Annotated in this window: 10 protein-coding genes; 1 reads left to right on the forward strand and 9 read right to left on the reverse strand. The window is 64.5% G+C overall.

Going from position 1 to position 15,111, the window contains the following annotated elements; genetic code table 11:
* Positions 1-342: 342 nt before the first annotated feature.
* The gene (locus XH93_RS29330; RefSeq protein WP_194470154.1) at positions 343-1,536 is read left to right on the forward strand and encodes a CaiB/BaiF CoA-transferase family protein; all 1,194 of its coding nucleotides are present in this window, start codon (positions 343-345) and stop codon (positions 1,534-1,536) included.
* 10 nt (positions 1,537-1,546) lie between these two features.
* On the opposite strand, the gene XH93_RS29335 is transcribed toward XH93_RS29330, so the two are convergent.
* The 9 genes from XH93_RS29335 to XH93_RS29375 form a co-directional block, all read right to left on the reverse strand.
* Positions 1,547-3,058, reverse strand: coding sequence for a tripartite tricarboxylate transporter permease (locus XH93_RS29335; RefSeq protein ID WP_139485048.1), 1,512 nt, complete (start codon positions 3,056-3,058; stop codon positions 1,547-1,549).
* Positions 3,059-3,080: 22 nt separating this feature from the next.
* Positions 3,081-3,623, reverse strand: coding sequence for a tripartite tricarboxylate transporter TctB family protein (locus XH93_RS29340; RefSeq protein ID WP_194470155.1), 543 nt, complete (start codon positions 3,621-3,623; stop codon positions 3,081-3,083).
* 88 nt (positions 3,624-3,711) lie between these two features.
* Positions 3,712-4,815 carry an S-methyl-5-thioribose-1-phosphate isomerase gene (gene mtnA, locus XH93_RS29345; protein WP_194470156.1) on the reverse strand — a complete coding sequence of 368 codons (1,104 nt, stop codon included), beginning with the start codon at positions 4,813-4,815 and terminating at the stop codon, positions 3,712-3,714.
* 40 nt (positions 4,816-4,855) lie between these two features.
* Positions 4,856-5,731, reverse strand: coding sequence for an S-methyl-5'-thioadenosine phosphorylase (locus tag XH93_RS29350; protein WP_139863213.1), 876 nt, complete (start codon positions 5,729-5,731; stop codon positions 4,856-4,858).
* 275 nt (positions 5,732-6,006) lie between these two features.
* Positions 6,007-6,954: a Bug family tripartite tricarboxylate transporter substrate binding protein gene (locus XH93_RS29355; RefSeq protein WP_371815125.1), complete on the reverse strand. Its 948-nt coding sequence runs from the start codon at positions 6,952-6,954 to the stop codon at positions 6,007-6,009.
* 249 nt (positions 6,955-7,203) lie between these two features.
* On the reverse strand, positions 7,204-11,115 hold the full coding sequence (locus XH93_RS29360) for a VCBS domain-containing protein (RefSeq protein ID WP_246799326.1): 3,912 nt from the start codon (positions 11,113-11,115) through the stop codon (positions 7,204-7,206).
* 498 nt (positions 11,116-11,613) lie between these two features.
* Entirely contained in the window at positions 11,614-12,411 is a 798-nt protein-coding gene (locus XH93_RS29365) for an enoyl-CoA hydratase/isomerase family protein (protein ID WP_194470159.1), read from the reverse strand.
* A gap of 32 nt (positions 12,412-12,443) precedes the next feature.
* Positions 12,444-13,643: an alanine--glyoxylate aminotransferase family protein gene (locus tag XH93_RS29370; protein WP_194470160.1), complete on the reverse strand. Its 1,200-nt coding sequence runs from the start codon at positions 13,641-13,643 to the stop codon at positions 12,444-12,446.
* A gap of 128 nt (positions 13,644-13,771) precedes the next feature.
* A complete protein-coding gene (locus XH93_RS29375; protein ID WP_194470161.1) occupies positions 13,772-15,055 on the reverse strand; it encodes an MFS transporter in 1,284 nt (427 codons plus the stop codon).
* Positions 15,056-15,111: the final 56 nt, after the last annotated feature.

Raw genomic sequence — 15,111 nt, forward strand, 5'->3', positions numbered from 1 at the left:
CCTGGGGGTTATTATCCTGGATGAATCGCCGACAGCCCATCATGGCATCGCCAAACGACACGCCGTTTACCGTGATGGTGAAGCAACGTTATTGGCACATCATTAAGGCGATCGAGAGAATCGCGGCCAAGGCCTGGAAAAAATCCGAATGCCAACCGGGCGCCTCGCATTCGCATGGAATCCCGTGGTCGACCGGGTGCGTTCCAACGCGGAACCGCTATTCGGAAATGCCGACCGCCGACGGCCATTTCCGGCGGGCTGACGGTTGGAAAGGCGAGCCAAATTGGCTAAGGCTGAAACAGGCCCAGGGCCCGCAGTGGCCGCCGAACAAGAGGTGTTTCAATGCCCTTCCCCCGCGCGTCCCAAGCCCTGTCCCGTTTCACCGTGCTGGATCTGACGCGGGTCCGTTCGGGACCGACCTGCGTGCGGCAGCTTGCCGACTGGGGCGCCAACGTCGTCAAGATCGATGCGCTGCTGGAGGACGGCGGCGGCGAGCAGCCGGGCGGTCCGCGGAGCGGTTCCGACTTCCAGAACCTGCACCGGAACAAGCGCGCCATGACGCTGAACCTGAAGGACCCCAGGGGGCTCGAAGTGTTCAAGCGGCTCGCCGAGCAGGCTGACGTCGTCGTCGAGAATTTTCGCCCGGACGTCAAGGCGAAGCTCGGCATCGACTATGAGAGCATCCGCAAGATCAATCCGCGGATCGTCTATGGCAGTATCTCGGGCTTCGGCCAGGACGGCCCCTATCACAAGCGCCCCGGCTTCGATCAGATCGCCCAGGGCATGGGCGGGCTGATGTCGGTGACCGGCGCGCCCGGCCAGGGGCCGATGCGGGTCGGCATTCCCGTGGCGGACCTGACCGCCGGCTTGTTCTGCGCGCTCGGCATCCTCACCGCGCTGCTGGAGCGCGACGTCTCCGGCGAAGGCCAGTGGGTGCAGACCTCGCTGCTGCAAGCGCAGATCTTCATGCTGGATTTCCAGGCCGCGCGCTGGCTGATGGAAAAGGAAGTGGCGAAGCAGGCCGGCAACAACCACCCGACCTCGATTCCGACCGGCGTGTTCAAGACTTCCGACGGCTACATCAACATCGCCACCACGGGCGGGCGGATTTGGGAACGCTGCGCGCAGGCGATCGGCGCGCCGGAACTGGTCGCCGACCCCGACTACGCCACCGCCCCGGCGCGCTCGAAGAACCGCGACGCGCTGAATGCGAAGATCAATACGCTGACCGAAAAGAAATCGACCGAGACCTGGGTGCAGGAACTCAACGCCGCCGGCGTGCCGTGCGGGCCGATCTACTCGATCGACCAGATGTTCGAGGATGCCCAGGTCAAGCATCTCGGCATGGCGCAGCACGTGCCCAATGACGAGAACCGGCACATCCAGTTGGTCAGCCAGCCGGTGACGCTGTCGCGCACGCCCAGCAGGATGGCGGCGCGGCCGCCGGAGTTCGGCGAACAGACCGAGGAATTGCTGGCCGAGTTCGGCTTCGACAAGGACGAGATCGCCGAGCTCAGGCAGCGCAAGGTGGTGTAAAACCTCACGCCTACGCCTTTGCCGGCCGCACCATACGTATGGCGCCGCTAAAGGCCCGGTCGATCACCGGCCAGAACAGCAGCAGGATCGCGAGCGTCGTGATGGTGCCGACGAGGCCGTTCGACCAGAACACCTTCATGTCGCCGCCGGACCCGATCATCGACAGTCGGAACGCGTCCTCGGCGCGGTTGCCGAGCACCAGCGCGAGCGTGAACGGCGCGAGCGGGATGCCGATCTTCTTGAAGACATAGCCGACGACGCCAAAACCCAGCATCAGCCAGATATCGAACATCGCATTCTGGATCGCGTAGGCGCCGATCGCGCAGGACACCACGATCATCGGCGCGACCGCCGCGAACGGCACGCGCAGGATCGAGGCAAAGATAGGCACCGTGGTGAGCACCAGCACGAGGCCGACGACGTTGCCGAGATACATCGAGGCGATCAGGCCCCAGACGAAGTCCTTGTGCTCGACGAACAACAGTGGCCCCGGGTTGAGGCCCCACACCATCAACCCGCCGAGCAGGATCGCCGCGGTACCGGAGCCGGGAATGCCGAGCGCGAGCATCGGCAGCAGCGCCGAGGTGCCGGACGCATGCGCGGCGGTTTCCGGCGCGAATACGCCCTCGATGCGGCCCTTGCCGAAGCTCTCCTGGTCGTTGGAGAAGCGCTTCGCCAGATTGTAGCCCATGAAGGAGGCGGCGATCGCGCCGCCTGGCGTGATGCCGAGCCAGCAGCCGATCACCGACGAGCGCAGCAGCGTCACCCAGTATTTCGGCAGGTCCTTCCACACCGAGAGCACGACGCGCAGGCTGATCGCGGCGGCGTGGCCGCGCAGCGCCAACCGCTCCTCCATCGTGAGCAGGATCTCGCTGATGCCGAACAGGCCGATCACCGCGACCAGGAAGTTGATGCCGCGCAGCAGTTCGGCCGAGCCGAACGTCATGCGCAATTGCCCGGACACCGTGTCCATGCCGACGCCGGCGAGCAGCAGCCCGAGCGACATCGAGATCACCGTCTTGTGCTTGGCTTCGCGGCCGAGGCCGACGAAGGAGCAGAAGGTCAGGAGATAGACCGCGAAGAATTCCGGCGGGCCGAACTTCAGCGCGAATGACGAGATCATCGGCGCCAGGAACGTGATCAAGAGCACGGCGACGAACGAACCGATGAAGGACGAGGTGAAGGCCGCGGTGAGCGCTTCCGCCGCCCGCCCCTGCTGCGCCATCGGATAGCCGTCGAAGGTGGTCGCCACCGACCACGCCTCACCGGGGATGTTGAACAGGATCGAGGTGATGGCGCCGCCGAACAGCGCGCCCCAGTAGATGCAGGACAGCATCACGATGGCCGAGGTCGGGTCCATGGTGAAGGTCAGCGGCAGCAGGATCGCAACCCCGTTCGGGCCGCCGAGACCGGGCAGCACGCCGACGAAGATGCCGAGCACCAGGCCAACCATCATCAGGAGCAGCGTCTTGCCGGTGAGCAGGACGGCAAAGCCGTGCAGCAGGAGACCGAAGGCTTCCATGTCTTGAATTCCTGTCGGCTGGCTAGCGGCCGAGAGCCGCTTCGAGCGGCCCCTTCGGCATGATGACGTCGAACACGATGTCGAAGGTCACGAACATCACGGCGGTGAAGACGAAGGCGGTGAGCAGCGACTTCCACAGCGCGATCTTGCCGATCAGGCGCATGAAGCCCGCGATCAACAGAAAGCTCGCGACATAGAGCCCGAGATACTGGGTGACGAGGCAGAACAGCAGGGTGGGCACGAACACCGCCATCACCCGGCGCAGTTGGGCGCGGGTAACAAAAACTTCTGCCGCCTCGCGGCGCGAGAGAAAGGCGGCGCCGAGCCCGTAGAGGCTGGCGGCGCCGAGGATCACCGCGAGATAGAACGGAAAGTAGCCCGGCTGCGGCCCGGTCGAGTCCCACGAGGCGCCGGTGCGCCAATTGTCCCAGCCGAGGGTGACGGCCAGCGCGAGCAGCAGCAGCGAGACGACGACATCGACGATGCGGTTGCTGACGACGGCGGGCGAGTTGTCTTCGGGCGCAGTCGGATCGTCGACGACGATCTCAATATCGGTATTGGACATGGATGAGATGATCTGGGTTGCGAGGGCAACGATTGGGATAGCGCGCAGGCGCGATCCGCGTCAATGCAGCCCTTCAGCCGGCCTTCCTTCAGCCAGCCTTGGAACGCTCGGGAAACGCGCTCGCAAGTGCAGCACGATCCGCTCGGAGCACGCCGCGCTCGGTGATCAATCCACTCACCAGCCGCGCCGGCGTCACGTCGAAGCCGAAATTGGCGGCCGGCGAGCCCTCCGGAACCACGCGCACGGTCTCGATCCGCCCATCCGCGGTGCGCCCGGTGAGGTGGGTCACCTCGCTGGCGGCGCGCTGCTCGATCGGGATCTGCCTGACCCCGTCATCGATACTAAAGTCGATGGTCGGCGACGGCAGCGCGACGTAGAACGGCACGCCGTTGTCGTGCGCCGCGAGCGCCTTCAGATAGGTCCCGATCTTGTTGCAGACGTCGCCATTGGCGGCGACGCGGTCGGTTCCGACGATTGCCAGATCGACCATGCGATGCTGCATCAGATGGCCGCCGGTGTTGTCGGGGATCACCGTATGCGGCACGCCATGATGGCCGAGCTCCCAGGCCGTGAGCGAGGCGCCCTGGTTGCGCGGCCGCGTCTCGTCGACCCAGACATGAACGGGGATGCCGCGATCATGCGCCTGGTAGATCGGCGAGGTCGCGGTGCCCCAATCCACGGTTGCAAGCCAGCCGGCATTGCAATGGGTGAGGACGTTGACCGGCTCGCCCGGCTTCTTGGTCGCGGCGATCTGCGCGATCAGGTCGAGCCCGTGGCGGCCGATGTCGCGGTTGATCGCGACATCCTCCTCGGCGATTTCGCGGGCGCGGGCATAGGCCGCCTCCGCACGCGCCGAGGCGGCAAGCGGCGCGAGCACGCGCTGCATCTCGTCAACAGCCCATTTCAGGTTGACCGCGGTCGGCCGGGTCGCGAGCAGCATTTTTGCCGCGCGATCGAGCGCCGCATCGGAGGCCTCGGTGCGCATCGCGAGCGCCATGCCGTAGGCCGCGGTGGCGCCGATCAGCGGCGCGCCGCGCACCAGCATCGAGCGGATCGCCTCGCCGGCCTCGTCCGCGGTCGTGATCCTGGTGACGATGAACTCATGCGGCAACCGCCGCTGATCGATCGCGGCGACCGACCAACCGTCGGGCTCGAGCCAGATGCTGCGGAAATGCCGGCCGTCGACTTTCATGTTCTACGCCCTTCGCGTCCGCGCTCCCTCGAGGACTTTTTCACGACCGCAACACCCGTCCGGCGACGGCATCGAGCTTGGCAAGAAGCTCGGGATCGCGGGCCGCCGGCGCCGTGATCAGCGCGGTATCCAGTGCGCGGTCCGAGCCGATCGGGCAAGGCTCGTGCTCGCGCGGAAAATCCCGCGCCAGACGCGCCACCAGCGCCTTTGCCTTTTCGGCGTTCGAGTTCAGTACGCGGATGATGTCCTGCACCGTCACGGCATCGTGGCCGGGGTGCCAGCAATCGAAATCGGTGACCATCGCCACACTGGCGTAGCAGATTTCAGCCTCGCGGGCGAGCTTGGCTTCCGGCATGTTGGTCATGCCGATCACCGAATAGCCCTGCGCCTTGTAGGTCAGGCTTTCCGCCAGCGAGGAGAATTGCGGCCCCTCCATGCAGAGATAGGTGCCGCCGCGGGCAAAGGCGATGCCCTCGGCTTCCGCCGCGGCAGCCAGATGCGCGGCGAGCAGCGGCGATACCGGATGCGCCATCGAGACATGGGCGACGCAGCCTTTGCCGAAGAACGAGCTCTCGCGCTTGTAGGTGCGATCGACGAACTGATCGACTAGCACGAAGGTGCCCGGCGAAAGCTCCTCCTTGAACGAGCCGCAGGCCGACAGCGCGACGAGGTCCGTGACCCCGGCCCGCTTCAGCACGTCGATATTGGCGCGGTAGTTGATGTCGGAGGGCGACAGCGCATGGCCCGGCCCGTGCCGCGGCAGGAACACGATCGGCAATCCGGCCATCTCGCCGCGCCGCAGCGGTGCCGACGGCTCGCCCCAGGGGCTCGCGAGCGCCTCCTCCCGGACGTTTTCCAGGCCGGGCAGGTCATAGATGCCGGATCCGCCAATGATCCCCAGAACGGCTTTGGTCATGATCGCTCCTCACGGTCGCGTGACGGCGACGGAGGGGCGCGCCGGACCACACTGCGGCGCAATAATCACCGCGGGTTGGGCGGTTGCAAGGCCATTTCGAACGGAAGGTAAAGCGTGAGATACGGGGCGCGAGGCGAGCTTCTCAAAGACACATCGCTCGCTGCACATTTCGCCTCGTCATTCCGGGGCGATGCGAAGCATCGAACCCGGAATCTCGAGATTCCGGGTTCACGCTTCGCGTGCCCCGGAATGACGATGCGTGAAACCGCGACCGGCTACTTCGCGACAAAGCCCGCTTCGTTCATCAGCGTGGCGTTCTGCTTGTCGTCCTCCTCGAGGAATTCGATCATGTCCTTGCCGGTGAGGAAGATCGGCTTCAGCGCCTGCTTTTCCATATAGTCCTTGTATTCGGCCGTCTGCGTCACCTTCCGGAACAGATCGGCATAGAACGCCTGCTGCTCCTGGGTGACCTTGCCCGGCAGGAACATCGCGCGCAGCATCAGATACTGCACGTCGAGCCCCTCCTCCTTGCAGGTCGGAATGTCGTTCCAGGACTGCGTCTCGGTGACCTTGGTCTTGTAGGAGATGCGCTCCTTGTCGAACACGCAGAGCGCGCGGACCTGGCCGGCACGCCAGACTTCGAGGTTCTCGCTGGGGTTGTTGACGTTGGATTCGGTGTGGCCGCCGACCAACTGGGTCGCAGCCTCGCCGCCGGACTTGTAGGGCAGATAGGAGAATTTGGCGCCGGTCTTCTGCTCCATGAACACGGTGAGCACGTGGTCCTCGCGCTTGGAGCCGGTGCCGCCCATCTTGAACGGGCTGCTCGCCGCCTTCGCGGCGGCGATGAAGTCCTTGACGGTCTTGGGGCCGTTGGCATTGTCCCACAGCACGAACTGGTCGAGCGCGATCACCGATACCGGCGTGAGGTCGCGCCAGTTGAAGGGGATCTTGGCGGACAGCGGCAACATGTAGATCAGCGAATAGGCGATCAGCACCTTGTTGGGGTCGCCCTCGCTGGACTTCATATACATCAGCGCTTCCGCACCCGACGCGCCGCCCTTCAGCGACACCACCATCGGCTGCTTCATCAGATTGTTCTTCTGGATCGCGGCCTGCATCATGCGCGCCATCTGGTCGGAGGCGCCGCCCGCGCCGGCGGCGACCACGATCTCGACCGGCTTGCTGGGCTCCCAGGCGGCGAAGGCCGGTGCGCTGACGAGCATGGCCGCGATGGCAGCCGCGGCTTTCACAATCTGTCCCACGAGTTTCTTCCCTATCTACTTGTTCCGCTTGGCAAAAAGGCGCGTAGCCCGCCGGTCGCCGTCATTGTGCGGATAATGCCGGTGAGTTCAAGGTGTGAACTGTCACATGGTGTATGACTTTGGAATGAGACGCGTGGCCGCTGAAACAAAAAAGCGCGGGCTCGATTCGAGCCCGCGCTGCTAAAGACCAATCCGCCCTTGGCAGAACCGCTACACGACCAGAATGTCGTGCGGGTTCAGCACCACGCTGGCCTGCACGCTTGCGACCGTGATGGCGGAGGCCTGCGTCCCGTCGGCGCTGAAATACAGCGTCTGGTTGGCGGTATCGAAGTGGAATTGCGCCCCGGAGCCTGAGAACTGGTCGTCGCCCGACGTCTCGAAGGTTGACGACACATCCATCCCGGCGCTGAGGCCGCCACCGAAGCCGCTTGCGGAAATCGCGATCCGGTCGTGCTCGGTGGTGTTGTTGAAGTCGGTGATCGCGCCCGGCCCGTCCGTCGTGGTCAGGAACGCGAAGATGTCGTTACCGCTGCCGCCGGTCATCGTGTGGCTGCCGGCATTGCCGATCAGCACATCATTGCCGGCCCCGCCGTCGAGCGTTTCGGTGCCGTTGGTAGCGATCACGATGTCGTCCCCGCCGGTGCCGGTCAGCGTCGTCGCCGACACCGCATTGTTGATGACGGTCGCCGTCGCCTGGTTGCTGGTCAAGACGCCGTCGGACGAGGTGTAGGTGAACGAGCCGCCCGGAGTTGCGTCGTCGAAGAAGAACACGTCGGAGCCGCCGAACACCGCGGCACCACCGGAGTTCGAAGCGATGCCGTTGACGAACAGATGGTCCGCCGTATCCGGGTCGGTGTCGTTTGCCGCCAGTACCCAGGCCGGGATGTCGACCACACCGCTGGCATCGACGTCGGTGACGATGGTCTCGCCGACCGCGGTCGGCGCATCGTTGGTGCCGATCAGGGTGACGGCAACGTCCTGCACCATTGAGCCGCCGTGATTGTCCGACACCGTGACCAGATAGTCCTGGGTCAGGGTCTGGCCCTGGGCCAGGAACTGGATGTCCGCATTGTTGACGGTGAAATGCCAACCGACCGATCCGGTGCCGGATGTCTCCGTCACCAGATCGAGCGTGAAAGTCCCGACATATCCGCCGTCCAGCGGCGCGAAGCTGGCCGTGTGGGTGTCGGCGGTCTCCACGTCGGCAAACGAGACCATGCCCGACGTCGACTCGGTCGGCGGACTTGTCGCGGCGGTGACATTCACGGAATCCAGGATCATGCCATTGGCATCATCGGCGTAGGTGAATTGCAGCGACGTGCTGGAGGCCGTGGCATCGCCTGCGACTTCGAAGGCGTAGTGATTGAGTCCGAAAGGAACGCTGCTGAGCGACAGCAGGGTGATGCCATCCCATGTCACCGTAAACGGCGTGTTATCGGTTTCCGGATCGCCGAGCAGGTCGAAGGTAATGAAGTAATTCTGGCCCGGCGTTGTCGCGACGTCCTGCGCCAATGTCTCCAAGACATTGGTCGGCGCCAGGTGCACCGAGTAGTGCCCAAAGGTGCCACCGAGTTCGAACTGCTGGACCTCGATGTGCGTGCCGGTGGTGGTCCAACCGGCAAGGTTGCCGGTCTCGAAATCGCCGTTGACGAGAACCGGCGGACCGGCGTCCTCGGTCACCGAACCGGTGACGTTGCCGCCGGTGGCGGTCGGATTATCGTTGGCGCCGGCAATATTGAAGGTCAGTGTCGTCGTGGTCTGATGACCCTGGCCGTCGTCGACCGTGAAGTTGAACTGATCGGTGACGTTGTCGCCATCCCGCAGGACATCGACGGCCGAGTTCGCGGCATAGAAATAGTTACCGTCGCTATCGAGAAAGAGCGAGCCATAGCTACCGGCCACCGCCGTACCGACATTTGCGGCGCTTCCATTGACATCCACAATAGTCCGATGCGAGCTCAAATCGACGGCATGCGCCAGATCGATGACGCTACCGGCTGCCAGCACGTTGCCGGCATCCCGATCGGCGCTATCGGAAATATCCACCGACGTCGGGGTCACCACCACGGTGTCCGACGCGCCATCGATGGTGATCGTGACGGTCTGGGTGGAACTGGTCGTGCCATCCGACACCGTGACGTCGTAGCTGACCGTCAGGGTCTCCCCGAGGCTCAGGAAGTCCAGATCGCGATCCGGAATGCTGAACGTCCAGTCGACGCCGCCGGATCCCGTGCCCGTCGAGTCGTGCAGCGCCGTCGCAAGCGCGCCCTGCAGATCGGCAAAGACGTCGCCCGGCAGGAAGTCCGGATTCGCGGACCAGGTCGCGGAATTCAGCGCGACGCTGACGGTGTGGGCGTCCGACAGGTCGACGTCCGTGAAATCCAGTGTCCCGGTCGGCGTGGTATCGAGGGCGCCCGAATCGGTCACGCCGGGCTGTTCTGCGAGCGACGCGGACCCGGGCCCGCTGCTGATCGCCACCGCGTCGTTGGCGCCGGTGATGACGACCGAAACGGTCTGGGTCGAGCTTGTCGAGTTGTCGCTGACCTTGACGTCGTAGTTGACGGTGAGCGTTTCGCCGGCGGCGAGGTAGTCGAGATCGCTATCGGGAATGGCAAAATTCCAGTCGATGCTGCCGCTGCCGGTTCCGGTGGAGTCGTGCAGCGTGGTCGTCAGCGCCGCCGCAAGGTCGGCCTGCGTCGCAGCCGGCACGGTGGCTCCCGAGGTCGAGGCCAGCGTCACCGCAACCGTGTGCGTGTCGGCGGTGTCCTGATCGGTGAAATCGAGCGTTCCGGCTGGCACGGTCGGCGTCGTGTCGAGGGTCCCTGAACCCGTGGTATCCGCGAGCTCCGACACCGTGGAGGATTCGGCCGCGCTGGTGATGACGACGGGATGATTGGTGCCGAGGATCGTGATGGTGACGTCCTGCGTGTCGGTTGCGCCGGACGGATCCTCGACGGTGACGTGATAGACCAGCGTCAGCGTTTCGCCGCCGCTGAGGAAGCTCGCGTCCGCATTTGGCAGCGCAAAATTCCAGGAGACGTCGCCGAGCAGATGCCCGGTCGAATCCGGCGTGAGGCCGGTCATGAACGCCGCCAGCAAGGCCGCGTCGCCGAGCGGGATCGCACCGCCTCCGGAGCGAGTCGCGGTGACCGTGGTCGAAACCGTGTGAGCGTCGAACAGGTCGAGATCGCCGAACAAGAGATCGCCATGCGCCGTCAGATCGCCCGCGGGGCTGACGTTCTGGTCCTCGACGAGGTGAGCCTCCTCCGGCGGCGACAGGAAGACCGGCTTGTCGTTCGTGCCGACCACCGTCACCGTGACGGTTTGCGTCGATACGCCGCCGGCGTGATCGTCGAGCTGAACGGTGTAGGTGATGTCGAGATGTTCGCCGGCCGCGAGATAGTCAAAGGCGAGGTCCGGCGCCGCGAAGGTGGTGTTGATGGTGCCGGCGCTCGAGCCCGACGTCTTGATGACGTTGTCGACATGGTAGAACGACATCAACTCGGCGGTGCCGAGCGATCCGGGGAGCAGACCTGAGGTGTTGCCGTCCGCACTGGCGGCGATCACGGTCGCGGTGTGACCGGTGTTGGTGAGGTCCTCGTCGGTGAAGTTCAGCGCGACATGAACCGTGTCGGGCGTAATCGAAAGCGTCTGATCGACCTGCTCGGTGACCGTCGCAATGGTCGTCATGTTGATGACCGGCTTGTCGTCGGTGCCGGTGACCGTGACCTTGACCGTCTGGATCGCCGTGCCGCCGTGGTTGTCCGATACGATGATGTCGTAGGTCAGAACCAGCGACTGATTCTTGGACAGGAAATCGAAATCGTCGTCGGGATCGCTGAATGTCCATTTCAGTGAGCCTGCGCCATTGGAATCGCTGGTGATCTGCGACGTCATCGCGGTCTGAAAGTGCGCCAGCGACGAAGCGGGGATGATGGATCCGCTCGAAAGCACGGCGGAATGAAGCGTGGCCGAGGTGGTGTGAGTATCGCTCCGATCGGAATCCCTGAAACTCATCGTGCCGGTCAGCTGGTGCAGCGTGGTCGAGTCAGTGGTGTTGGCAAATTCCGCGAAGCTGCCCGACGCGGAGGACGAGGTAAAAGTCGGAGTATGATTGGTCATGGAAAACCCCTGCATACGTTGCGACATGCGCCGCAGCGTTTCGCTGCAGCGAAATGAGGATCGGCCCTGGCGTGCTCGCAAACCGCGTTCGGCGTCGGAAAATGAACGTTGGCAATGGGTGCCGGCGCGGTTGCGGCGTAGAAACTAACGGTGTCGCTTCTCAGTTTGATGACGCGTGGTTGCGGCAGCAGTCATGAGAGGTCGGAAGCCGTCGAAAAATTGTCGGTGGGGATAAAAGACCGCGGACAACAACCAGAACGATCATAAGTCTCAGGTTGTGAAATCGTCAACATGAACGTGAATTGACGTTGAACCTTCGGCGCGCTGTGGGCACCAAGACTAGGGTAATCAGGTGAACAACCGGAGGATGCCGCGGGAACTTTTTTGATTCGCCGGCGCAACAGAACACCGGGATCAATGGAACCGCGCGTCTGCACGAAGGCAGTTCCCGACGCCGTCTGTAGGGCCGCCGTGCAGCCCTGCCGCGATCGCCGCGTGCTATTTGCCCTTGAAGTTGGGTGAGCGCTTGTTGAGGAAAGCGTCCATGCCCTCGCGAAAATCCTCGCTCATATAGGCGCGCAGGATCAGGTCTTCGCCCTCCTCGCGCGACAGCGTGCGGCGGATGCGGCGCACCGCCTCCTTGGTCACCTCGAGTGTGATCGGTGCGTGACCGGCGACGAGTTTCGCGGTCTCTTCGGCGCGGCGCTGCAGCGTGGCCACGTCGGGCACGACCTCGTTCAACAACCCGAGCGCAAGCGCTTCCGGCGCGTCGACCAAGCGTGCCTTGAAGATCAGATCCTTGGTTCGCGCCGGTCCGATCAGCGACACCAGGCGGGAGATGTTGGACATCGAGAGGCAGTTGCCGAGCGTGCGCGCAATCGGGAAGCCGATCCGCGTCGCCTCGGTGCCGATGCGGATGTCGCAGCACGCCGCGATCCCCGCACCGCCGCCGGTGCAGGCGCCGGCGATCGCCGCGATGACAGGCACCCGGCATTGCTCGAGCGTGCCGAGCACGCGGTCGATCCGCGCTTCATAGTCGAGCGCATCCTGCGCGGTCTTGAAGGCACGGAACTGCGAGATGTCGGTGCCCGAGGCGAACGCCTTGTCGCCGGCGCCGGTTATGATCAGCGCCTTGATCTGATGGTCCTGGTTGATGCTCTCGCAGATCGCCGCCATCTGCTCGTACATCGCGAAGGTCAGCGCGTTGCGGGCCTGCGGACGGTTGAACGTGATGCGCGCGATGCCGTCTTCGACGGAGTAGATCAGGTCTTCGGTCGGTGCCGCTGGCGCGTTCATGGCTCGCTCTTTCTGTTCTTGAGGAGTTCGTTTCAGGCGACCGCAGCCTTGGGCGCCTGCGCGGCGTCGCGTCCCTTCAGGACCTCCATCGCAGCCAGCACACCGCCGGCGCGATGCGGCACCTTAGCGAGATCGAGGCCCATCTCGACGCCCGACAGCGTGCCCATCAGCATCAGGTCGTTGAAGTGGCCGATATGTCCGATGCGGAACACCTTGCCCTTCACCTTGTTCAGGCCGGTGCCGAGCGACATGTCGAAATTCTCCAGCACGACCTTGCGGAAGTGATCGGCGTCGTGGCCCTCGGGCATCCGCACCGCGGTCAGCGCCGGCGAATGCGCGCCCTGCTCCTGGCACTGGGTCTCCAGGCCCCACACCTTGATCGCCGCACGCGTCGCCTCGCTGTGACGCTTGTGGCGGGCGAAGACGTTGTCGAGGCCTTCCTCCTCCAGCATCTTCACCGCCTCCCTCAGACCGAACAGCAGGTTGGTCGCGGGCGTGTAGGGCCAGGTACCGGCCTTGTTGATGTTGATAACGTCCTGCCAGTCCCAATAGGAGCGCATGCCCGGATTGGCCTTGGCGACAGCCAGCGCCTTTTCCGACACCGCGTTGAAGCCGAGGCCCGGTGGCAGCATCAGCCCCTTCTGGGAGCCGGCGATGGAGACATCGATGCCCCAGGCATCGTGCTCATATTCCAGCGAGCCGAGGCCGGAGATGGTGTCGACCATCAGCAGCGCCGGATGCTTGACGGTGTCGAGGATCTTGCGCACGTCGAGCGGATAGCTGACGCAGGCGGTCGAGGTCTCGTTGTGGACCATGCAGACGGCCTTGATCTTGTGCGCCTTGTCCGCGGACAGTTTTGCCTCGATCTGCTCGAGATCGGCGCCATGGCGCCAGTCGCCCGGAATGAAATCGACGTCGAGCTTGAACTTGTCGGCAATGCCGCGCCACAGGACAGCGAACTGCCCGGTCTCGCACATCAGGACCTTGTCGCCCGGCTGCAGCGTGTTGACGATCGCGGCCTCCCAGGCGCCGGTCCCGGACGAGGGATAGATGATCACGGGCTGCTTGGTGCGGAATACGCGCTGCATCGCAGAAAGCACCGCAAAGCCGATCTCCGCGAACTCCGGGCCGCGATGGTCCATGGTCGGCATGTCCATCGCCCGCAGCACCCGGTCCGGCACATTGGTCGGTCCCGGAATCTGCAGAAAATGCCTTCCAGTGTGCACGGTCATCGGCGTCCTTCCCGGTCTTGCTTCGGCTTCACGAGCCGCTCGCATATCACTATTTGACCGGCTTGTCCCCCGCCCGGCGGGGGTCCGTCATGCATATCCGACGGCGCTCCCGCAGCCCGTGCAGGCGCTCATTCCGCGGCCACCACCTTTCCCGGCGGGACCAGTCCCTCCGCCTCCTCAAAGGGACGTTCGGGGTGCATCAGCAGCGCCGAGAAGCCGCCGAGCAGCAGAAGCCCCATCGACATCAGAAACGGCAGGTACCAGTTGCCGGTGGCGTCGATGACGAAGCCGGCGACCAGCGGAGAGACGATGGCCGCCAGCGCCGAGCCGGTATTCATGATTCCCGCTGCCGTGCCGGAATGCTTCGCCGCGATGTCCATCGGTATCGACCACATCGGGCCGATCACGAGCTCCGCGCAGAAGAAGCCGGCCGACAGACACAACGCGACCACCGTGATGTCGCGAACGAACAGGATCGGAAGCAGCGACAACAGCGCCCCCGCGAACCCCACGATGGTCACGCTGAGCCGCGCCAGGCGCACATTGCCCGTCCGCTCGAGGATACGGTCGGAGAGGACACCGCCGACGCTGTCGCCGATCACGCCGGCGAAGAAGACGCCGGATGCGAACAGCGCCGAGTTCTTGATGTCGAGACTGTAGGTGTTCTTGAAGAACAAAGGCAGCCAGTTGAGGTAGAGCCACAGGCACCAGCCGTAACAGAAGTAGGTCAGCGTCACCGGCCACATCCGTTGCAGCAGCGGGCCCCACGGCACTTTCGGCCTCGCGCCTTGCGGCCGCGCCGGCAGGGTCGCAAGCTCTTCCGCCGTGATCGAGCGGTGGTCCTTCGGCTCGTTGCGGAAGTACCAGACCCACACGATGCCCCACAGCAGGCTGACAGCGCCAAGCACGACGAACGCGCCGCGCCATGTCAGCCAGAGAATCAGCAGCGCGACCACCGGCGGGGTCGCGGCGTTGCCGAGCCGCGCGAACGAATGCGTCAGGCCCTGCGCGAAGCCGCGCCGGCTTGCAGGCGTCCAGTACTGCATGGCGCGCGTCGCGGTCGGAAAGGTCGCGCCCTCGCCGAATCCCAGCGCGAAGCGCGCGACGAACAGCGCGGCGAGGCTGCCGACAAACCCGGTCATGATGGTCGCCGCGGCCCAGATCATGCCGCACCAGAACAGGGTTTTGCGTGGCCCGAAATGATCGCCGACCCAGCCGCCGATCACCTGGAACAGCAGGTAGGGATAGGCGAAGGCCGAGAACACCAGGCCGAGCTCGGTGTTGGACAGGCCGAGCTCTTTCTGGATCTCGCTCGCGGCCGTGCCGATGTTGACCCGATCGACGTAGGTGATGAAATACATCACGCAGAGCATGGCCAGCACGACATGCGTGGCCTTGAACCGAACCTTCATAGCCTCCCCTCCCTGGTGCGCGATTTTTATTGAGCCGGCGTTCGCGATGGCGAAGT

The sequence above is a fragment of the Bradyrhizobium sp. CCBAU 51753 genome (assembly GCF_015291565.1).
GTDB classification, from domain to species: domain Bacteria; phylum Pseudomonadota; class Alphaproteobacteria; order Rhizobiales; family Xanthobacteraceae; genus Bradyrhizobium; species Bradyrhizobium ivorense.